The organism is Spirillospora sp. CA-108201 (assembly GCF_050936235.1).
Classification (GTDB): domain Bacteria; phylum Actinomycetota; class Actinomycetes; order Streptosporangiales; family Streptosporangiaceae; genus Spirillospora.
This window is the reverse complement of the sequence record NZ_JBNJNE010000001.1, coordinates 3,661,451-3,679,997: the sequence shown is the minus strand read 5'-3', so window position 1 is coordinate 3,679,997 and position 18,547 is coordinate 3,661,451. Positions and strand designations below refer to the sequence as shown.

Sequence of the window (18,547 nt, the reverse complement as noted above, 5' to 3'; positions counted from 1 at the left end):
ATCCGTCGCGCCGGTCGTCGGACTCCATGAGATCGGCGTCAGTGGAAGGTGGACGAGTTGAGCGGCGAGGACTCCGGGTACGTGCCCCCGGACCACAAGACGACCGCCGAGTTCGGCGTCGCCAGGAAGTCCGCGGTGTCCGGAGAGCTGCCCCTGCCCGGGACGGCGGCCGAACCGGCCGACGGCGACGATCTGGTGGACGACCTCTTCGACGGGGACGTCACGACCCACGACGTCCCCCAGTCGGGGAGCGCGGCGATCCAGGACCTCCCCTCCGACGATCCCGAGGACGACCTGGAGACGACGTACCAGGACGGTCCGGGCGACGAGCCGGACGACGACTTCGACGCGACGCTCCGGGACCCGGGCGTCATCACCTTCCAGAAGCCGCCGACCTCGGACACCGTCGACGAGCTCGACGTGACCGCGTTCCAGCCCCCGGCCACCTTCGCCGACATCCCCATGGAGCAGCCCTCCAGGCCGACACAGCCCTCCAAACCGACGCAGCCCTCCAAGCCGACTCCGGCCGTCCCGCCGCAGGCGCAGCCGGCGGCCTTCGAGCACGGCGCGAGCCCCGCGCCGGGGTACGGCCGGCCTCCCGCTGCTTACCAGGAGCGCGTTCCGGAGCCGGCGCCCTTCCGGGAGCCGGCGCCCTTCCCGGAACCGTCGCTCTTCCCGGAGCAGCCGCCCGCCCCGGAGCAGGCGCCGCCCGCGCAGGCGGCCGCCCCGATGCGCGCCGAGGCGCCCTGGACGGAGCAGTTCGCCTCCGAGGAGGAGACGGCGAACCCGGCGCAGAACGGCCCGGCGTTCGCCTACGGGATGCCCGGGGCGCCGCCTCCCGCCCAGAACACGATGCCCCCGCCCCACGGGCAGGCCGTCGCGCCGATGCCGTCGCCCGCGGTGGCCTCGCCGTCCGGCGGGCTGCCCGGCGGGCCGGCCGGCGGGCCGCAGCGGTCGCGCTCGGGACGGCCGATGATCCTCATCCTGCTGGCCGCCGTGGTGGTGGTCCTCGTACTGGTCGGCGCCGCGGTGCTGATGCTCGGCGGGGGCTCCGAGACGGAGGGCAAGGCCGCCAGGCAGGCGTCCCCGGCGGCGAGCACTCCGGCGACGGGCGGCGGCGCTGGACCCGCGTCGCCGGGCGCGCCCACGACCGGCGGCACGCCCGGAACGCCCCCGCAGTCCGGGGCCCCGACGAACCAGCCGCCCGGCGGGCAGCTGCCGGGCGGGCAGCCCATCACGCCGCCTCCGGCGACCATCGCCCCGATCGGTCCGCTCGTCCAGGGCAAGGGGATCTCGTACCAGCTCGTCCAGCAGGACAGCGGGTACTTCGAGGGCAAGATGGTCATCACGAACCGCACCAGGAAGCCCCTGACCGCCTGGAAACTGACGTTCAAGGCCCCGGGCGCGGACGTGAAGAACATCTGGGGAGCCCGGCTCGTGCACGGCGGCTCCAAGGTCGAGATCAGGAACCTGGCCGGCGTCCCCGCGATCCAGCCCGGCGCGACGTGGGACATCCAGTTCGGCGCGGCCGGAGCGGCGTCCACACCGAAGTCCTGCGCCCTGAACGGAAGGGCCTGCGGCTTCTGACCGGCGGAGCCCGGGACCCGCCGGGAGGGGCCTGCGGCTTCCGGCCGGCGTACTAGGCTCTTGACCATGCGTATCGCCAGATTCTCCACCGACGACGGCATGTCCTTCGGTGTGGTGGAGGAGAACACCGTCGCCGTCATCGCGGCCCACCCCTTCGGGGAGCTGACCTTCACCGGGCAGCGCCTCTCGCTCGCCGACGTCCGGCTGCTCGCGCCGATCCTGCCCAGCAAGATCATCGCGATCGGGAAGAACTACGCCGACCACGTCCGCGAGATGGGAGGGGACGAGCCGCCCGCCGAGCCGGTGCTGTTCTCCAAGCCGTCCACCGCCGTGATCGGCCCGGGGGAGGCGATCGCCTACCCGCATAAGCTGTCCGAGCGCGTCGACCACGAGGGCGAGCTCGCGGTCGTCATCGGCCGGATGTGCCGCGAGGTCCCGGCGTCCCGCGCCGCCGAGGTCATCCTCGGCTACACCTGCGCCAACGACGTCACCGCCCGCGACCTCCAGGCCAGGGACGGGCAGTGGACGCGGGCCAAGGGCTTCGACACGTTCTGCCCGATCGGCCCGTGGATCGAGACCGAGGTCGACCCCGCCGACCTGGCGATCTCCACGACCGTCAACGGGGAGGTCCGGCAGGAGGCCCGCACGTCCCTGCTGCTGCACGACATCCCCACCCTGGTCCAGCACGTCAGCCAGGTCATGACGCTGCTGCCCGGCGACGTCATCCTGACCGGCACTCCCGCCGGCGTCGGCCCCCTGGAGATCGGGGACGAGGTCACCGTCACCGTCGAGAACATCGGCAGCCTCACCAACCGGGTCATCGCCCGCGACTGAGGGAGCCCAGGGTGTTCACCGGTTTCAGCGACGCGGCCTTCGCCTTCTACGAGGGGTTGCAGGCCGACAACAGCAAGCCCTACTGGACGTCCCACAAGGACGCCTACGAGCGCCACGTCCGCGAACCCTTGACCGAGCTGTGCGCCGAACTCGAAGACGAGTTCGGCGCCGTCAAGCTCTTCCGCCCGTACCGCGACGTCCGGTTCAGCAAGGACAAGTCGCCGTACAAGACGCACCAGGGCGGGCACACCGGCGAGGGCTTCTACATCCAGGTCGACGCCGACGGGCTCATGGTCGCGGGCGGCATGTACGCCCCGACCCCCGACCAGCTCCGCCGCTACCGCGAAGCCGTCGCCTCCGACGTCCACGGAGCAGAGCTGGAGGCCGTCGTCGACGGCCTCCGCGCCGCCGGCATGGAGATCGCCGGCGACCGCCTCAAGACCCGCCCGCGCGGGACGGCCCCCGACGCCCCCCGTCTGGACCTCCTGCGGCACCGCTCCCTCTACGCTCGCGAGGGCTGGCCCGCCGACCCGTGGATGTCCGACCCCGACGAGGTCATCGCCCGCGTGCGCGCGTCCTGGCGGCGCCTGCGCCCCCTCGTCGCCTGGGGCCGCGAGCACATCGGACCGCCCGACTTCACTCGCTGACCCTCCGAAGGGCCAATCGTTTTGGCCCTGCTCCCGCTGTCCTGTATTCTCCTTGAGGCGCGAGCGACCAGCCGGAAACGGCTCGGGAGTTCGTACCACACTGGGGTATGGTGTAATCGGCAGCACGAGTGATTCTGGTTCACTTAGTCTAGGTTCGAGTCCTGGTACCCCAGCTGCGTCCGCCCAGGCGGACACACGCCCCCGTCGTCTAGTGGCCTAGGACGCCGCCCTCTCAAGGCGGTAACGGCGGTTCGAATCCGCTCGGGGGTACGTGACGGGCCTCCCTGCTCGTTGAGCCCTCGGCTCACCTTCGCCGGGGCCCGCAGTGTCTTCCCAGGGGGCGACCCCCTGGAACCCCCGGTGTTCGGGCTTCGCCCTCACTCGGCTGGGGCGTACGCCCAGAGTGTTTTCTCTGCGACGTCCAAGAGGCGTTTTTTCCTATCTTGTTTGTGCGGTTCTTTCTTGTTCGGCGATTTCGGGCTTCGCTGCCTTTCCATCACTTGCCGAGGTCGAACCGACTTCGTGCACGACTGGAACCGCCACCGTGGACACACTGCACTGAACGGCCGACCACCCATCACCCGCGTCAACAACCCTGCGGGATGCGACCTCTGGGGCGCGTGGTGAGTTGCCGTGAGCGTGCGGGGGCGGCTTGTGGTGGGGTGGTCGGTTGGAAACCGGTTCGAGGCGGGGGCCGGGGTCCGGTAAGCTAGGCGAGGCCGAGCGGGAGACCGCGAAGCTCATGGTCCTGCCCCCGTCGTCTAGTGGCCTAGGACGCCGCCCTCTCAAGGCGGTAACGGCGGTTCGAATCCGCTCGGGGGTACCAGCAAGGTTCCGGGACGCGATTCTGCGCGTCATCTCTTCCGTACATGCCCTGCGGCTTTCTCCGCGGTTCGATTGCCGCTCCGGTACGCGTGCCATCCTGACGTCCCCATGAGGGTGCTTCCGGCGTGGGCCGGGGAATGTCTCCGGCCGTGAGGTGGGGGTCCAGGAGCTGGTACGCGGTGCTCGTGGCGGTCATGGTGCTCGTCACGGTGGACGTCCTGCTGGACGGCCCGCTCCGGCACCTCGACCACGCCGTCCACCGCTGGAGCGACGCGCACATCCGGGGCCCGCGGCTGACGACGGTGGACGCGTTCGCGGCGCTCGGCCAGCGCGGCTACCTGGCCAGGGTCATCGTCCCGCTCTCGATCATCGCGGCGGTGCGGGCGCGTTCGGTGCGGTACCCGCTGGCGAGCGTGCTGATCGTCGGGGTCCTCTCGCTGCTGCAGGTGCTGCTGAAGTCGCTGATCCCCCGGACGTTCCCGATCAGTGGAACCGACGTGCTGTTCGTCCGCGGTGACGCCTACCCGTCCGGTCACACCCTCAACGGGTTCGTGCTCGTCTGGATCATCCTCGAACTGGTGGTCGTCGCGTTCCCCGCGGCCTCCCGGGCCCTGCCGCCGCGCCGTCGCCGCGACATCGCGGTGGCGACGGGGACGGTCACGGCCGTGGCGCTCACGGTCGTCGACAAGCACTGGCTCACCGACTGCCTGTTCAGCCTCGCCCTCGGCCCGATCCTGCTCCAGGGCCTGCTCCTCCTGGACCCCTTCGCCACCCGGCGCGGTCGAGAACGTCCAGATAAAGGCTCAGCTGACCGGAGGCGTCGAGCATGGCGCGGCCCCGCGCGGTGAGCCTGCGCCGCCAGTCTTCCAACGCCTCGGCAAGGGGGCCCGTGCCGCCCGCCGTCCGGACCTGCCGCACCACCATGGCGATGTGCTCCAGCGGGTAGCCGCCCCGCCTGAGGAGGTGGGCGAGCTCCGCGTCGCGGACGTCGTCCGCGCGGAAGACGCGGTATCCGGTCGCCGGATCCCGGGCGGGGACGAGGATGCCGGCGCCCTCCCAGTTGCGCAGCGTCGCCGGCGTGACGTCGAGCCGGCGGGCGAGGTCGCCGATCGTCCGCGGCCCGGGGGCGTCCGGGCGGCCGGCGCCGGGCTCCGCCATCAGGTGGTCCACCGCGTTCCTCACCGCCGCGAGGGTTTCGCGGTCGCGGAGCACCTGCTCGTGGCCGCGGTCGACGACCAGCAGGGCGTCGTCGAGGTCGCCGTCGTGGACCGCGTTCATGACCCGGCCGCCGGCCGCGTGCCCGAACGCCGGGACGAGGGCGAGGAAGGCGCGCAGGGCGGCCGCGTGAACCTCGGTGTAGACGCGGTAGCCACTGGGCGTGCGCTCGGCGCGAGGGAGGAACCCGTCGCGCTCGTAGTTGCGCACGGCCTGCGCCGAGAGGCCGTGCTCCCGCGCGAGGTCTGTCGGCCGCAGGGTCATCACCGCTTTGAGACTTGGGAAGGCAGAAGGACGGTCACGGGCGAGAAAGTATCAACCGTTTTTTCAACGATACGATTTCACCACATGAGCCAGGACATTCGCGACTTCGTGCCCTCGTCATGTGACCTGCTGGCGTTCGGCGAGCCGACGCACCGGGAACCGTCGTTCGGGCGGATCCGCAACGAGCTGCTCGGGCGGCTGGCCGGCCGAGGTTTCCGGTCGATCGCCATGGAGACCGACCGGGTGGCCGCCCTCGCCGTCGACGACTTCGTCCGGGAAGGCAACGGAAGCCTCGACGCCGTCATGCGCGAAGGCTTCTCGCACGGCTGGGGGGAGGTGGACGCCAACCGGCGGCTGGTCGCCTGGATGCGGGAGTACAACGAGGGCCGCCCCCCGCACGAGCGGCTGGCCTTCCACGGCTTCGACGCCCCGATGGAGACCCTCAGCGCCCCGAGCCCGCGCGCCTACCTCGAACACGCCCGCGACTACATGGGGCTCGACCTCGACATCGCGTCCCTCACCGGCGACGACCGGCGGTGGAGCCGCGCGGAGGCGGTCATGGACCCGGCCATGTCGATCGGTGCGACGGCCGAGGCCGGCAGGTTGCGGACGATCGCCGACGACATGCTCGTCGCGCTCTACGAGCGGGCGCCGAAGCTGATCGCGGCGACGTCGCGGGCCGAGTGGTCCAGGGCCGAGATCCACCTCACCGCCGGCCTCGGCCTGCTGCGGTACCACAAGCGGGCGGCCCAGCGCCTGGAACAGGGAGCGCGCATCTCGCGCCTGGCGGCGGCCCGGGACGCGCTCATGGCCCAGAACCTTCTGGCCGTCCGGAACGCCGAGGAGCGGCGCGGCCCGACGTTCGTCTTCGCGCACATCACCCACCTGCAGCGGAACCCGAGCCATATGCGCATGGCGGACATGGAACTCACCTGGTTCGGAACCGGCGCCATCATCGCGTCCCTGCTCGACGAGCGGTACGTCCTCGTCGCGGGGAGCCTGGGCCGCAGCGACACGATCAAGCTGGGGGAGCCGGAGCCGGACACCTTCGAGGGCGGCATGCAGGGCCGCATCACCACCTGGGGCCTCACACCGGCCGCCGCGATCCCGGCCGCCCGCCGGCGCGCCGACGCCGTCCTCGAGCAGGGCTACTTCCCCCTCGACCAGGCGATCCTCGACACGGCCGACGCGGTCCTGCACGTCAGTGACGGCCCGACCGTCTGAGCGTCCCGCCGTCCCCGCCGCCGCACGGCCGGCGGCGGGGGATGGGCTCGGCGGCCCGCGGGGTTGCAACCCGTAGCGAGGTACAGGCTTACCGTCGGGACGTGGGGCGGCTAGGACGAGGAGCACGGATGGCCGGAACGCCGATGGCCGCGGGCGGCCGTTACGAGGGGCTGCGCTCCGGTCAGGTCGCCGAGGCGGCCGGGGTGAATCCGCAGACGCTGCGGTACTACGAGCGGCGGGGGCTGCTGGCCGAGCCCGCCCGGACGCTCGGCGGGCACCGCCTCTACGCGGCCGAGGCCGTCACCGTGCTGCGGGTCGTCAAAACGGCGCAGCGGCTCGGGTTCACCCTGGACGAGGTCTCCGGGCTGCTGGACGCCCCGCGCCGCCGCGACGCCGGGCTGGCCGCCCGGGCCCGCGCGAAACTGGCGGAGGTGGAGCGGCGCATCGCCGATCTGGAGACCATCCGGTCCACGCTCCGCGACGCACTCGACGCCGGCTGCGACGACCTGATCGCATGCGCGGACGAGCCGCGCTGCCCGCTGCCGTTCGCCGGTCCCGGGGCCGCGCCGGGGCGTTCCCGCACCTGAGTACGGTTCCGGTATGACGATCGCACGCTCCCTGGTCCTGTTCGCCCTCGCCGCGGTCGCGGAGATCGGCGGCGCGTGGATGATCTGGCAGGGCGTCCGCGAGCACCGGGGCGGCTGGTGGATCGGCGCGGGCCTCGTCGCCCTCGGCCTGTACGGGTTCGTCGCGACCTTCCAGCCCGACGCGAACTTCGGCCGCGTCCTGGCCGCCTACGGGGGCGTGTTCGTCGCCGGGTCCCTGGTGTGGGGGATGGTCATGGACGGCTTCCGCCCCGACCGCTTCGACGTCGCCGGGGCGGTCGTCTGCGTCCTCGGAGTCCTGATCATCATGTACGCGCCGCGCGGCTGAGGCCGCTCAGCGCCGATCGTCGGCCCCGGTCCCGGCTCGGAGTCCCAGCACGGCCCGGGCGATCCGCTCGGGCCGTTCGGCGACCATGTCGTGGCTGCCGGCCAGTTCGAGCACGCGCAGATGCGGCCGATCGGCGGTGAGGGCCAGCAGGTCGCGGCGGATGCCCGCGCGCAACGCCGGCATGAGGTCGCCGACGCGGCCCGGCAGGCCGGGCAGGCTCTCGGTGGCCAGGACGAACAGGGCGGGGCAGCGGATGCCGGCCACCGCCGCGACGCTGTCCTGGAAGTACGGGTCGTACCTGATCTGCCTGGCCAGCGCGGCGGCCGGCCGCGCGTAGACGCCCTCGCCGGTGCTGCGGAGCGCCCGCTGGGGGAGCATCGCGGCGTGGGCCTCGGGCAGCGGGCGGGCCATCGCCTCGGCCTGGGCGTCGAAGAGGGCCTTCAGTTCCGCGAGCAGCGCGGTCAGTTCGTCGTGCCCGAGGCCCGCGTAGTGCTGCGGCGCGGTCTCGGCCGAGCGCAGGCCGTCGAGGTTGACGATCCCGGGCCCGTCCGGGTGGCGCAGCGCCCACCGCACCGCGACCATGCCGCCGAGGGAGTGGCCGACGACGAGGGGGGCGTCCAGTCCGAGATGGTCGATGACCGCCTGCACGTCGTCCAGGACCGCTTCCCACTCCCACAGCCCGTCGCCGGACAGCCCGTGGCCGCGCAGGTCCATCGCGAGGACCCGGTGCGCACCGGTCAGCAGCGGCGCGACCGCGTCCCAGTGCAGGAGCGTGCCGCCCAGGCCGTGGAGCAGCAGCACGGGAGATCCGCCGCCGCCGTGGTCGCGGACGGCCAGAGGGACCGGGCGGTCATTGACGATCACTTCTCGGGATGGCACGGGTGCGCTCCTGGGGGCGGTTGAGCCGGTCGCGAATGGAGGACGTGGTGACGCCGCCGTCGGGATCCCTGTCGAGCTTGCCGCGTTTGACCAGGTCGTGGACGCCCTGCCGGGTGATGCCGAGCATCGCCCCCGCCGTGGCGTACGTCACGGCCGCCGCCGCGGGGTGGCCGGCCGTGCGGGCCACGGCCCGCCCCAGCGCCGTGCTCCACCAGGAGGCGGGCGGGGCGAAGGGCGCGTCGCCGGGGAACAGCGCCCCGATGAGCCGGGCCGCGGTCAGGGTGGCCCGCTCCCGGTCGGCGCCGAGGAGCTGGACGGCCCAGACCTCGGCCTCCACCCGCAGCCGTGCCCTGACCGGTTCGAGGAGCTCGTCGGAGGTCAGCAGGATCTCCAGAGGATCGAGGATCCGCGTCTCCAGCGCCCGGACCAGTTCGTCCACCAGCTCGACATGGTCTTCCGCGGTCGTCACTTGACGGAAGATAGCAAGTACTTGCCCCTGGGTGTCAAGTAGCGCATGAGGGGCCGACGGCCCGTCCCGCCCCCTTCCCCTGGAACGAGGAGGACGTCCTGGAACGCCCGGCGCCGCTCAAGCCGGACCGGACGCGCCGGCGACGTTCGGGGGAGGGCCGAGGATCTCGACGCGGTGGCGCGCCGCGACATGCCCGAGGGCCGCCGGGTCGAACGGCCCCGGGTCGGGGAGCCGGAGCTCGCGGGCCGGGGCGCCGGCCTCGGCGGCGAAGTCCTCGAAGCCGGACGGCGTGGTGATCTGGAGGCGGCGCAGCGGTTCCCCGGAGCCGACGACGAACGTGTGGGGCAGGCCGACCGGCAGGAGCACGAAGTCCCCGGGGCCGGCGGGGAGTTCCTCCCCGTCGCACAGGAAGCGCGCCGTGCCCGACAGGACGTAGAACATCTCGTCCTCCTCCAGGTGCCGGTGCAGCGGCGGGGCGAACCCGGCCGGGTTGAGGAACTCCGCGACGGTGAGCCGGCCGCGGGTCTGCGCCCCCGCGGCCTTGACGGTGACGAGGTTTCCGAGGAACCACAGCGCCTGGCCTTCGGCGCTCGCGAGGACGTAGGGACGGTTGACGGACGACACGGCCGCCTCCATTTGGAGAGACAACGTCTATTGAATAAGACGGTAGTATGCCTCCGCATGGGCGTCAACGACAGTTCGTCGGGCCGGGGGAGGCGCCGGTACGACTCGCCGCTGCGCGACCAGCGGGCCCGGCAGACCCGGCAGGCGATCGTCGCGGCGGCGAACCGCCTCTTCGTCGACCGCGGCTACGCGGCCGCCTCCCTCGCCGACATCGCCAAGGCGGCCGAGGTGGCGCGCCCGACGGCCTTCGCCGCCTTCGGGTCCAAGGCGGCGCTGCTCCGCGAGGTGGTCGACCAGGCCCTGGCGGGCGACGACGAGCCCGTTCCCGTCGCCGAGCGCCCCTGGTTCCGCCCGGTGCTGGAGGGGACGACGCCCGAGGCGGTCCTGCGCGCCTACGCCGAGGTCTGCCGCCTTATCGGCGGCCGCGCCGCGGAGATCTTCGAGGTCGTCCGCCGGGCGGCCGACGAGGGCCCCGAAACGGCCGACCTGTGGGACGCGATGCAGCGCAACCGCCGCATCGGCGCCGCCATGGTGGTCGACCGCATCGAGTCGCTCGGCCCCGCCCCGCACGACCTCGACCACGAACGCGCCGTCGACGTCGTGTGGCTGTTCAACGACCCGTCCCACTACCGGGCCCTGATCACGACCCGAGGCTGGAGCGCCCAGGACTACACCACCTGGCTGGCCGCCCAACTCCACCACGCCCTGGGCCTCGACACCCCACGCCCAGCACCCGGCGGCGGCGCGGTACGCACCGAAGGCGACACGTAGGCATGTGACGCGCTCCTGACCGCGGCCGCGGGCGCTCACGTCAGCCGCACGGACACGTTGCCTCGGTGGTCGCCCCGGAGCATGGACAGGAAAGCGCCGGGCACGCCGTCGATGCCGGTCTCGATCACGGTCCGCGGATACACGAAGCGCCCCTGGTCGAGCGACGAGCGGAAGTGGTGGTGCCAGGCGGAGACCTGCTCGGGCGTGTGGTGGCAGGAGAACGGCAGCAGTTCGACCTGCCTGGACTGGGCGGCGGCGTGGTCCGGCTCGGGGAAGCGGTCGGGCGCGCCCCCCAACTGGGTGGACAGTGATCCGCACAAGGCGAACCGGGCTCCTGGCGCGGCGGCCTGGAGAGCGGCGTCGTACAGCGTCCCGCCGACGGTGTCGAAGAAGACGGTGATGCCCTCCGGAGCCAGTTCCTTGAGCGCGGCGACCGGGTCGTGGTGGTAGTCGAAGGCGGCGTCGAAGCCGAGTTCCTCGACGAGGTAGTCGGCCTTGGCCTGGCTGCCCGCGCTGCCGATGACCTTCTTCGCGCCCAGGTTGCGGGCGATCTGACCGGCCAGCGAGCCGACCCCTCCGGCCGCGCCGGAGACGAACACGATGTCGCCCTGGCCGGCCTTCGCCACCTCGGCGATGCCGTAGAAGGCGGTCGGCCCCTGGCCCAGGTGGTAACCGGGGTCGGGATAGGCGTTCGGGTCCAACCTGGAGTAGGAGGCCGCCGGGCCCGCCGAGTGCGTGCTCCAGCCGCTCATCGACTGGACCAGGTCGCCCTCCTCCAGGTCCGGTGAGGCCGAGCGCAGCACGGTGCCGATCGCCATGACGCCGACTCGCCGGCCCGGCTGCCACGCCGGGATCGGAAGGTGGCAGTCGGGGCGCATGAGTTCGAGGTAGGTCGCGGCAAGGCCCAGGTAGTCGGTGCGCACGACGACCTCGCCGTCGATCCGCGTCTCGGCGACGGTGAAGTGCTCCGGGCCCGGGACGGCTTCGATCTGGGAGGTCAGGTGGATCTCGCGAGTCATCATGCGGTCCACGCTATCCGGCCTTCCGGCCACTTTCTGACCGGAAGGTGGGAGATGATGTGGACATGGCGAACACCAGTTCCCGCACGCTCACGCTGCTGTCACTGCTGCAGTCGCATCGCCACTGGTCCGGCGCCGATCTGGCCGATCGTCTCGGGGTCTCCGAACGCACGCTGCGCCGCGATGTCGATCGCCTGCGTGAGCTGGGATACCCGGTGCGGGCCTCCCGGGGCACCGACGGCGGCTACCAGCTGGCGCCCGGGGCCGTCCTGCCTCCGCTGCTGCTCGACGACGAGGAAGGGGTGGCGCTGGCGGTCGGGATGGGAAACGCCGCGCAGAGCGGGATCGCGGACGTGGAAGAGGCCGCGGTGCGCGCGTTGACCAAAGTGATGCAGGTCCTCCCGCCCCGTCTGCGGGCGCGGGTGAACGCGCTGCGCGCGATGACCGTCGCCGCGGCGCCCGCTGGACCGGTCGTCCCGGCCGAGGCCCTGACCGCGATCGCCCAGGCGTGCCGGGACCAGGAACGGCTGTGCTTCCATTACACGGCGCGCGGGGGTTCGCAGACCGAACGCGAGGTCGAACCGCATCGGCTCGTGGCGCTCGGCGGCCGCTGGTACCTGGTGGCCTATGACCTGACCAGGCACGACTGGCGCAGCTTCCGCCTCGACCGCCTGACCGGGCCGCGCAGCACCGGTGCCGGTTTCCGGCAACGGCCCCTGCCCGGCGGGGACGCCGCCGCGTTCGTGCGGGCCTCGGCCCAGGTGCCCACCGCTCACACGGTCGTCGCATTGGTCCACGCCCCCGCCGAACAAGTGCGCCGGAGGGTCGGCCAATGGGGCCGGATCGAACCGGTCGACCAGGACCGTTGCCGCCTCACGATGGTGTCCACCAGCCTGGACTGGCCCACGCAGGCGCTCGGCAACGTCGGCGCCGAATTCACCGTGATCGAACCGCCCGAATTCGTCGACCACCTGAGGGACTGGGGCACGCGATTCCTCAACGCCGCCGACACGGCCCCGGCCAGGGAGAAGCCCTAGCGCTCTGGAGGGGCCACGCCGATGGCGGCGCGAGGGGTCTTGAGGCCAGGAGGAGAACGGGCCGTCAGGGACCTTGATCTCGCGTCGTCTTCGCGGTCCCCGACCTGGGGCGGACATGCGAGAGGGGCGGCCCCCCCGACCGCCCCTCCGCGTCCTCGAAAGGACTCTCCGCCCAGCGGGCCATTCCCGGTCCCGGGGCGTTCGAACAACATGTTAGACGAATAGTCGTTGCCAAAGAACGGGAAATGAGGATTCTCGTGAGCGCGGAGGGAAGGTGACCGACTTCGCCCGTCTGGCGGGTCCTCATGCCGCTTGCCCGAATGTGTCGGAGAGATCCCGTCCGCGAGAGTGCCGGGGAGGGGAGGTCATTAACGATCACATCTCCGCGAGAGGGGTATTTGTGCGGGAATCCTCTCCTGACCTTGGGTGTTACCTGTCATCATGTGCCGATGTAAAGATGCGGCGGACGGGGTGCGTGGGCTCCCCGCCGCCGATTGATTTGCGTGGGGCTGAAAGTCGGGATTGTCGCGAACGTCGGATCAGATAATGGATTTGATAATGGTTTCTGTGGCGCGACGGGAACTGAGTGTTTGGTTAGGCTGCCCTATGTTTAGGGCTGGTGCGGGCTCTCGAGGCGGTCGGGGGCGCCGAGAGCCCGCGCGCAATTCACGGCAATTCCGCGCCGACGACTTCCGTCGGCCGGGCGGCCGGGGGCGGGGGCCCCGGCGTGCGTGCGGGCCACCAGAAGCGGTGTCCCGCGTCCAGGGCCAGGGCGGGGACGATCACGGAGCGGACGAGGAAGGTGTCCAGCAGCACCCCGAGGGACACCAGGACGCCGATCTGCACCATCATCGTGATCGGCATGACGCCGAGGACCCCGAACGTGGCGGCCAGGACGAACCCGGCGCTGGAGATGACGCCGCCGGTGACGCCGAGGCCGCGCAGGACGCCCGCGCGGTGTCCCGCACCGGCGACCACCTCCTCCCGGATCCGGGAGACGAGGAACAGGTTGTAGTCCACGCCCAGCGCCACCATGAACAGGAACCCCATGAGGGCGACCTGGACGTCCAGGGCGGGGAACCCGAACCCGTACCGGAACAGCAGCCAGGCGGCGCCCAGTGCGGCGAAGTAGGACGCGACGACCGTGGCGATCACCAGGAGGGGCGCGACCACCGCTCGGAGCAGCGCCATCAGGACGAGCAGGACGACCCCCAGTACGAGCGGGATCACCACCCGCCGGTCGTGGGACTGCGCGTCGGCGAGGTCGGTCAGGAGCGCGGTGCCCGCCCCGAAGTCCGCCTCGGGGACCGCTGCCCGCAGGGCGCGGACCGTGCCCTGCGCCGCCTCGCTGTCGGACGGGTCGGACAGGACGACGTCGAACTTGGTCAGGCGTCCGTCCGTCGAGCGTTCCGGCGTCCCGACGTGGGCGACGCCCGGGGACGTGCGGAGCGCGGCGACCACGGTGTCCGGTTCGTCGGTGACGACCTGGAGCGGACGCCCCTGACCGCCCGGGTAGTGCTGCGCCAGCAGCCGTTCCCCGATCGTCGAGCTGGGCGTCGTGGTGAGGAAGTGGCCGCGGTCCAGGCCCGTGTCGATGCCGAGGCAGCCCGCGGCGAGGGCGGCGAGCACCGCCAGTCCGCCCACCCAGACCAGCCGGGGACGTGCGGCGATGCGGGCCCCGGCGCGGTCCCACGGGCCGCGCGCGGGCGGGGCGTCGCCGTAGCGGGGGATGCGGGGCCAGAACACCCGGCGGCCCAGGATCACCAGGAGGGCGGGCAGCAGCGACATGACGACGACCAGGCCGCCGAGGACGCCGATGGCGCCGACCGGCCCGAGCGCGTAGTTGAAGCCCATGCGGGCGGCGAGCAGGCACAGCAGGCCGAGCGACACCGTCGCGGCGGACGCGGCGATCGGCGCGGCGGCGCGTCGCAGCGCGGCGGCCATCGCGCGGTGGTGGTCGGGATGGCGGCGCAGTTCCTCCCGGTATCGAGCGAGCAGGAGGAGCGCGTAGTCGGTCGAGATGCCGAAGACCAGCGCGTTCAGGATCGTGGACGTCCCGTCGGCGACGTAGAGGCCGGCGTGCTTGCCGAGGAGGTACACCACCGCGCCGGTCGTCTGGAGCGCGATCGCCGCGTTCACGATCGGCAGCAGCCACAGGATCGGGCTGCGGTAGGTGAACAGCAGGGCCAGAGCGACCAGGACGACCGTGACGACCAGAACGGGCTTGTCGACCTTCTGGAACGCGTCGCCCACGTCCAGCGCGGACCCGGCCGGGCCTGTGAGCCTGACTTCGAGCCCCGGTGGCGTGTCCCGGTTCGCCTGGTCGCGAAGCTTTTCCGCGCTGCCGACGAGGCCGTCGTCCCGCAGCGGGACGGTCAGCATCAGCGCTTCGCCGTCGCGGGACGGGACGGGCGCCGCGATCGGACCGGCCGCGACCGGGGCGAGGGCGCGGCGGTCGGCCTCGACCTTCGCGCGGTCCGCGCCGGTGACGCCCGACGGGCGGACGTAGGCGAGGATGCCCGGCGCGATGTCGCCGTCCGCGAACCGGGCGGCCGACTCGTCGACCCTCGTGGACTGGGCGCCGCGCGGGAGTTCGGCGGAGGAGCCGGCCTGCACGACGTCCGGCAGCCGGCTCGCCAGCGGCACGGCCAGCGCCGTGACCGCGACCCAGAGGGCCAGGACCGCCCATTTCAGCAGGCGCCGTTTGCGTGAGAGCAGCATGAGGTGCTCTCCTTTCGGTGGGGTTCGCGTTGCGTGGAAACACGCCGTTCGGCGTGGTGATGCGGGCTTCCGCCCGTCCGGGCCGGCGAGCGGCAACTCGGCGGCCCGGACTCCTCAGACCTCCGGGAACGCCAGGAACCTGGCGTGGAGGGTGCGCGCGTCCGGCGGCGGATCGTCGTCCGTGCGCTTGTAGCGGTAGAGGAGCGCGATGTACTCCTCGAAGAAGGGGCGCACCTGCTCCGGCGTCAGCGCGAGGGTGGAGAACGAGAAGAGCAGGGCGTCCGCCCACGGACCCATCCCGTCGCGTTCCCGCAGGTAGCGGTCCAGCATCTCCATCTCGTTCGCGAACTCCCGGCGGGTCAGCTCCTCCACCGCCTCGCGCATCCCCGGCGACTGCTCGCTGTGGGGCGGCAGCCGCCGGTCGCCGGGCACCGCCCGCCACCAGCGCTCCCGCCCGCGCGCCAGTTCGGGGACCTCCTCCACGAACCCGTGCCTGGCGAGCTGCCGCAGGTGGTAGCTCGTCGCGCCGGTGCTCTCGCCCAGCTCGCGGGCGAGGGTCGTGGACGAGACGGGCCCGCGCCGCATGATCTCGGCGATCCGCCGCCGCAGCGGGTGCGCGAGCAGCCGCACCCGCTGCGGGTCGGTGATCGTCTCCGGGGCCGGCTGCTCCTTCATGCCCGCGACACTAAGAGTTGCAAAGGCGCTTTGCAATGCTTCTTTGTAAGACTCGTCCCCCAGGATGAGCGGCCGCGACCTGAGAGGGAGGCATCGCCTGACCCCGGGGTTGCGGTGCGCCACGACCGTGCCCGCCCTGGCGCATGTCCTTGGCTGACGGATGAGGGTGTGGTCAACTTAAATCGCTGGTGATGGGGGGAGTGGGAGCCGAATGCAACGACATGTGGACGAGGTGCCGCCGGGAGCGTCGCTCGCCGAGAAGGTCGAGTGGCTGATCCAGAACCTCTGGCCGGCGCGGGCGGAGCCGCCGCGCAACAACGTCGAGACGGCCGCGGCCATCGCGCACGCCACCGGGGAGGACATCTCGTCCACCACCGTGTGGAAGCTGCGCACCGGGAGGCAGGAGAACCCGCAGCTGAAGACCCTGACGGCGCTCGCCACGTTCTTCGGCGTGCCGATCGGCTACTTCGGGTTCGCCGGGGAGTCCGAGCCGATCGGCGAGGACCTCACGCTGAAGGCCCTGCGCCGGGACGTCGAGCAGGGCATCATCCGGCCCGAGGTGCTGCGCGCCCTGGTCGACCTGTCCCCGGAGGCGCGCTGGGTCGTGGACGAGATGATCCTCGCCGCCGCCGAGGCCGACCGCGTGCGGCACGCCTGACGCCGGGCGGGCGGCGCCGGGCGATGTTTCACCGGTGACCTGATCAGGTAGAGGGCGACTAGCACGTCACCCGCACCCGGAGGGGCAATGCCGTCGTCCGTCGCCGTCCTCTCGGTCCTCGGGCTGGTGGCGGCCCTGATCGCCGGGGTCTACGCGGTCTCGTCCGCGGCGGCGCCCCGCGGGTTCGAGAGCGGGCCGTTCCTGTCGGGGGCGCGACCGGCCGAGCACGCGGTGTCGCGGTACCACGTGCGCTGGTACACGGTGTCGATGGTCTTCCTGGCCTTCGACATGGAGATGGTCTTCATGTTCCCGTGGGCGCTCGTCGTCGCGTCGATCGGCGTCAAGGCGGTCGTCGAGATGTTCGTGTTCCTGGCGTTGCTGCTGGTCGGCGTCCTCTACGCGTGGCGGGAGGGGGCTTTCCGGTGGGCCTGAGACGGTCCGCGGGGCTGGGACGGCTCGCCGCGCGGCGCCCGTTCGTCGTCTCGGCGGCGAACGGGACGCGCGACCGGCTCGCGGTCGAGCGCGCGCTGCGCGAACGCCGGTGGCGTCCCGCCCTGTCGCCCGCGGAGACGGGGATGCTCGTGGTGTGCGGGAATCCGGGTCCCGCGCTCGCCGAGGCCGTCGACGTGGTCTGGCGGGACATGCCGGAACCGCGCGTGCGCACCTCGGTCTCCGGCCTGGTGGGCGTCGCCGGAGGCCCGCGTGCCGCCCTCGACCTGCACGCGGACATGGCCGGCCGGGCCGACGACCGGGACGGGCTGAAGCTGGACGTCCTGCATGTGCCGCTCGGGCCCGTGCTGTCGCACTGGCCGGCAGGGCTGCGGGTCGACCTGACCTTGCAGGGCGACGTCGTCCAGGAGGCCGAGGTCATCGCCGTCGACACCGGCGGCGGGACGTTCTGGACGCAGGAGCGCCGGGCCGCGTCCGGCCTCGACGGCCTCTCCCGGCTGCTGCGCGTGGCGGGATGGGAGGCGGCCGGGGAGCGTGCCGCCGTGCTGCGCGACGACGCCCTGGACGGGGCCGCCGACGACGCCCTGCTGCGGCGGTTCGCGTCGCTTGCCCGGAGGGTCGGCCGGTCGCGCACCCTGGCATGGATGACGCGGGGCTTCGTGAAGGACCGCCTGGACCGCCGGCTCCGCGACATCGGCGCGGCCCTGGAAGGGCGGCCCGTCCGGCCGCGCGAGACCTGGGACGAGACGGCCGTTCTCCTGCCGGTGCTCCTCGCAGGGGCGGAACTGGCCCGGGCCCGGTTGATCGTCGCGAGCCTGGACCCGGATCTCGGGGCGGTCGGCGATGGGTGAGGTGCTGGTCCTCGGCGTGCTCGCGGTCGCGGCGGCGTCGTTCGGCGGCGCGCTCGCCGGCCGCCCGGCCGAGCCGTTCCGCGAGGCCGCGCGGCTGCTGACGGTGCAGCGGCGCGTCACGGCCAGGGCCGACGTGCTGCTCACCCGCATCGGGGTCGTGTCGCTGCCGGTGGCGGCGGCGCTGGCCGCGCTGGTGGTGCCGTTCGGCGACCGTGTCGCGGTCGGGACGCGGGTCGGCGTCGTCTGGTTCAACGCGATGGAGGTCGTCGCGTGGGGGTCGGTGTGGCTCGCGGGCTGGGGCGTCAACTCGGTGTTCGGGCTGGTCGGCGGGTACCGGTTCCTCGCGCAGGGGCTCGCCTACGAGCTGCCGCACATGTTCGCGCTCATCACCGCCGCGCTCGCCGCGCACTCGCTCGACCTGCGCGCCATCGGGCAGGCGCAGGACGGGGTGTGGTTCGCGGTCTGGATGCCGGTCGCGTTCGCGGTCTACCTGGTCTCGGCGGCGGCGATGGCGTTCTGGGGGCCCTTCGACCATCCCGTGGGCGACGACGTGGCCGGGGGCGTCCTGGCCGAACTGTCCGGCCCTGACCGGCTCGTCTTCCTGGCGGGACGCCTCGGGCTGCTGGTGGTGGCCTCCGCCGTCGCCGTCCCGCTGTTCCTCGGCGGCGGCGCGGGGCCGCTGCTGCCGGCGTGGCTGTGGTCGCCGCTGAAGACGTGCGCCGTCCTGGCGCTGCTGGTCTGGACGCGGCGGCGCCTGCCGGTGCTGCGCATGGACCGTGCCATGACCGTGGCGTGGGCGCTGCTGGTGCCGGCCTCCGTCCTTCAGATGCTCGTCGTCGCGATCGTCGTGGTGTGAGGAGCGGC

19 protein-coding genes, 3 tRNA genes and 1 pseudogene are annotated in these 18,547 nt (G+C 72.5%); 16 read left to right on the top strand and 7 right to left on the bottom strand.

The window, feature by feature from the left end:
• Positions 1 to 57 precede the first annotated feature (57 nt).
• The 7 genes and pseudogenes from ACQEU6_RS17945 to ACQEU6_RS17915 form a co-directional block, all read left to right on the top strand.
• Positions 58 to 1,587, top strand: coding sequence for a cellulose binding domain-containing protein (locus ACQEU6_RS17945; RefSeq protein ID WP_499333327.1), 1,530 nt, complete (start codon positions 58 to 60; stop codon positions 1,585 to 1,587).
• A gap of 66 nt (positions 1,588 to 1,653) precedes the next feature.
• Positions 1,654 to 2,421 (top strand): fumarylacetoacetate hydrolase family protein, encoded by a 768-nt coding sequence (locus tag ACQEU6_RS17940; RefSeq protein WP_499333325.1) that lies wholly within the window; start codon positions 1,654 to 1,656, stop codon positions 2,419 to 2,421.
• Positions 2,422 to 2,432: 11 nt separating this feature from the next.
• The gene (locus tag ACQEU6_RS17935; protein WP_499333321.1) at positions 2,433 to 3,068 is read left to right on the top strand and encodes a DUF2461 domain-containing protein; all 636 of its coding nucleotides are present in this window, start codon (positions 2,433 to 2,435) and stop codon (positions 3,066 to 3,068) included.
• 101 nt (positions 3,069 to 3,169) lie between these two features.
• Positions 3,170 to 3,241 (top strand) — tRNA-Gln (locus ACQEU6_RS17930).
• Positions 3,242 to 3,265: 24 nt separating this feature from the next.
• Positions 3,266 to 3,338: transfer RNA gene (locus ACQEU6_RS17925), tRNA-Glu, on the top strand.
• Between the two features lie 480 nt (positions 3,339 to 3,818).
• A tRNA-Glu gene (locus tag ACQEU6_RS17920) sits at positions 3,819 to 3,894 on the top strand.
• A gap of 136 nt (positions 3,895 to 4,030) precedes the next feature.
• Positions 4,031 to 4,579 (top strand): annotated as a pseudogene (locus ACQEU6_RS17915) (phosphatase PAP2 family protein); the annotation flags it as partial.
• 25 nt (positions 4,580 to 4,604) lie between these two features.
• Here the strand turns inward: ACQEU6_RS17915 and ACQEU6_RS17910 are convergent.
• Positions 4,605 to 5,366 (bottom strand): TioE family transcriptional regulator, encoded by a 762-nt coding sequence (locus tag ACQEU6_RS17910; protein WP_499340235.1) that lies wholly within the window; start codon positions 5,364 to 5,366, stop codon positions 4,605 to 4,607.
• Between the two features lie 90 nt (positions 5,367 to 5,456).
• Here ACQEU6_RS17910 and ACQEU6_RS17905 point away from each other — a divergent pair, with 90 nt between their 5' ends.
• The 3 genes from ACQEU6_RS17905 to ACQEU6_RS17895 all read left to right on the top strand — a co-directional run bounded on the left by ACQEU6_RS17905 (position 5,457) and on the right by ACQEU6_RS17895 (position 7,529).
• The gene (locus ACQEU6_RS17905) at positions 5,457 to 6,596 is read left to right on the top strand and encodes an erythromycin esterase family protein (protein WP_499333319.1); all 1,140 of its coding nucleotides are present in this window, start codon (positions 5,457 to 5,459) and stop codon (positions 6,594 to 6,596) included.
• A 128-nt stretch (positions 6,597 to 6,724) separates the two neighbouring features.
• A complete protein-coding gene (locus ACQEU6_RS17900) occupies positions 6,725 to 7,183 on the top strand; it encodes a MerR family transcriptional regulator (RefSeq protein ID WP_499333316.1) in 459 nt (152 codons plus the stop codon).
• Positions 7,184 to 7,196: 13 nt separating this feature from the next.
• Positions 7,197 to 7,529, top strand: coding sequence for a YnfA family protein (locus ACQEU6_RS17895; RefSeq protein ID WP_499333314.1), 333 nt, complete (start codon positions 7,197 to 7,199; stop codon positions 7,527 to 7,529).
• Between the two features lie 6 nt (positions 7,530 to 7,535).
• On the opposite strand, the gene ACQEU6_RS17890 is transcribed toward ACQEU6_RS17895, so the two are convergent.
• The 3 genes from ACQEU6_RS17890 to ACQEU6_RS17880 all read right to left on the bottom strand — a co-directional run bounded on the left by ACQEU6_RS17890 (position 7,536) and on the right by ACQEU6_RS17880 (position 9,501).
• Positions 7,536 to 8,408 (bottom strand): alpha/beta fold hydrolase, encoded by an 873-nt coding sequence (locus ACQEU6_RS17890; protein ID WP_499333311.1) that lies wholly within the window; start codon positions 8,406 to 8,408, stop codon positions 7,536 to 7,538.
• Positions 8,380 to 8,877 carry a hypothetical protein gene (locus ACQEU6_RS17885; protein WP_499333309.1) on the bottom strand — a complete coding sequence of 166 codons (498 nt, stop codon included), beginning with the start codon at positions 8,875 to 8,877 and terminating at the stop codon, positions 8,380 to 8,382. The genes ACQEU6_RS17890 and ACQEU6_RS17885 overlap by 29 nt, the downstream gene beginning before the upstream one ends.
• A gap of 117 nt (positions 8,878 to 8,994) precedes the next feature.
• Positions 8,995 to 9,501 carry a cupin domain-containing protein gene (locus ACQEU6_RS17880; protein ID WP_499333308.1) on the bottom strand — a complete coding sequence of 169 codons (507 nt, stop codon included), beginning with the start codon at positions 9,499 to 9,501 and terminating at the stop codon, positions 8,995 to 8,997.
• Positions 9,502 to 9,558: 57 nt separating this feature from the next.
• Between ACQEU6_RS17880 and ACQEU6_RS17875 the strand changes: the two genes are divergently transcribed.
• Positions 9,559 to 10,272 (top strand): TetR/AcrR family transcriptional regulator, encoded by a 714-nt coding sequence (locus ACQEU6_RS17875; RefSeq protein ID WP_499333303.1) that lies wholly within the window; start codon positions 9,559 to 9,561, stop codon positions 10,270 to 10,272.
• Positions 10,273 to 10,307: 35 nt separating this feature from the next.
• On the opposite strand, the gene ACQEU6_RS17870 is transcribed toward ACQEU6_RS17875, so the two are convergent.
• Entirely contained in the window at positions 10,308 to 11,294 is a 987-nt protein-coding gene (locus tag ACQEU6_RS17870; protein ID WP_499333300.1) for a zinc-binding dehydrogenase, read from the bottom strand.
• A gap of 62 nt (positions 11,295 to 11,356) precedes the next feature.
• On the opposite strand from ACQEU6_RS17870, the gene ACQEU6_RS17865 reads away from it, so the two are divergent.
• A complete protein-coding gene (locus tag ACQEU6_RS17865) occupies positions 11,357 to 12,328 on the top strand; it encodes a helix-turn-helix transcriptional regulator (protein ID WP_499333297.1) in 972 nt (323 codons plus the stop codon).
• Between the two features lie 666 nt (positions 12,329 to 12,994).
• Here ACQEU6_RS17865 and ACQEU6_RS17860 read toward each other — a convergent pair.
• Positions 12,995 to 15,049 (bottom strand): MMPL family transporter, encoded by a 2,055-nt coding sequence (locus tag ACQEU6_RS17860; protein ID WP_499333293.1) that lies wholly within the window; start codon positions 15,047 to 15,049, stop codon positions 12,995 to 12,997.
• Positions 15,050 to 15,163: 114 nt separating this feature from the next.
• Positions 15,164 to 15,724: a helix-turn-helix domain-containing protein gene (locus ACQEU6_RS17855; RefSeq protein ID WP_499333291.1), complete on the bottom strand. Its 561-nt coding sequence runs from the start codon at positions 15,722 to 15,724 to the stop codon at positions 15,164 to 15,166.
• A gap of 211 nt (positions 15,725 to 15,935) precedes the next feature.
• Between ACQEU6_RS17855 and ACQEU6_RS17850 the strand changes: the two genes are divergently transcribed.
• The 4 genes from ACQEU6_RS17850 to ACQEU6_RS17835 all read left to right on the top strand — a co-directional run bounded on the left by ACQEU6_RS17850 (position 15,936) and on the right by ACQEU6_RS17835 (position 18,539).
• Positions 15,936 to 16,382: a hypothetical protein gene (locus ACQEU6_RS17850; protein ID WP_499333289.1), complete on the top strand. Its 447-nt coding sequence runs from the start codon at positions 15,936 to 15,938 to the stop codon at positions 16,380 to 16,382.
• A gap of 87 nt (positions 16,383 to 16,469) precedes the next feature.
• Complete coding sequence (locus ACQEU6_RS17845; RefSeq protein ID WP_499333287.1) at positions 16,470 to 16,814, top strand: NADH-quinone oxidoreductase subunit A; 345 nt, start codon at positions 16,470 to 16,472, stop codon at positions 16,812 to 16,814.
• On the top strand, positions 16,805 to 17,683 hold the full coding sequence (locus ACQEU6_RS17840; protein WP_499333285.1) for a hypothetical protein: 879 nt from the start codon (positions 16,805 to 16,807) through the stop codon (positions 17,681 to 17,683). Before ACQEU6_RS17845 ends, ACQEU6_RS17840 begins: the two co-directional genes overlap by 10 nt.
• The gene (locus ACQEU6_RS17835) at positions 17,676 to 18,539 is read left to right on the top strand and encodes a complex I subunit 1 family protein (protein WP_499333283.1); all 864 of its coding nucleotides are present in this window, start codon (positions 17,676 to 17,678) and stop codon (positions 18,537 to 18,539) included. Before ACQEU6_RS17840 ends, ACQEU6_RS17835 begins: the two co-directional genes overlap by 8 nt.
• Positions 18,540 to 18,547: the final 8 nt, after the last annotated feature.

What these genes read in the sequence shown, in the direction of transcription:
- ACQEU6_RS17875 (WP_499333303.1), top strand. Translation starts at nt 9,559, where the DNA reads ATGGGCGTCAACGACAGTTCGTCGGGCCGGGGGAGGCGCCGGTACGAC.
- ACQEU6_RS17895 (WP_499333314.1), top strand. Translation starts at nt 7,197, where the DNA reads ATGACGATCGCACGCTCCCTGGTCCTGTTCGCCCTCGCCGCGGTCGCG.
- ACQEU6_RS17865 (WP_499333297.1), top strand. Translation starts at nt 11,357, where the DNA reads ATGGCGAACACCAGTTCCCGCACGCTCACGCTGCTGTCACTGCTGCAG.
- ACQEU6_RS17860 (WP_499333293.1), bottom strand. Translation starts at nt 15,049, where the DNA reads ATGCTGCTCTCACGCAAACGGCGCCTGCTGAAATGGGCGGTCCTGGCC.
- ACQEU6_RS17845 (WP_499333287.1), top strand. Translation starts at nt 16,470, where the DNA reads ATGCCGTCGTCCGTCGCCGTCCTCTCGGTCCTCGGGCTGGTGGCGGCC.
- ACQEU6_RS17900 (WP_499333316.1), top strand. Translation starts at nt 6,725, where the DNA reads ATGGCCGGAACGCCGATGGCCGCGGGCGGCCGTTACGAGGGGCTGCGC.
- ACQEU6_RS17905 (WP_499333319.1), top strand. Translation starts at nt 5,457, where the DNA reads ATGAGCCAGGACATTCGCGACTTCGTGCCCTCGTCATGTGACCTGCTG.
- ACQEU6_RS17855 (WP_499333291.1), bottom strand. Translation starts at nt 15,724, where the DNA reads ATGAAGGAGCAGCCGGCCCCGGAGACGATCACCGACCCGCAGCGGGTG.
- ACQEU6_RS17835 (WP_499333283.1), top strand. Translation starts at nt 17,676, where the DNA reads ATGGGTGAGGTGCTGGTCCTCGGCGTGCTCGCGGTCGCGGCGGCGTCG.
- ACQEU6_RS17870 (WP_499333300.1), bottom strand. Translation starts at nt 11,294, where the DNA reads ATGATGACTCGCGAGATCCACCTGACCTCCCAGATCGAAGCCGTCCCG.
- ACQEU6_RS17850 (WP_499333289.1), top strand. Translation starts at nt 15,936, where the DNA reads ATGCAACGACATGTGGACGAGGTGCCGCCGGGAGCGTCGCTCGCCGAG.
- ACQEU6_RS17940 (WP_499333325.1), top strand. Translation starts at nt 1,654, where the DNA reads ATGCGTATCGCCAGATTCTCCACCGACGACGGCATGTCCTTCGGTGTG.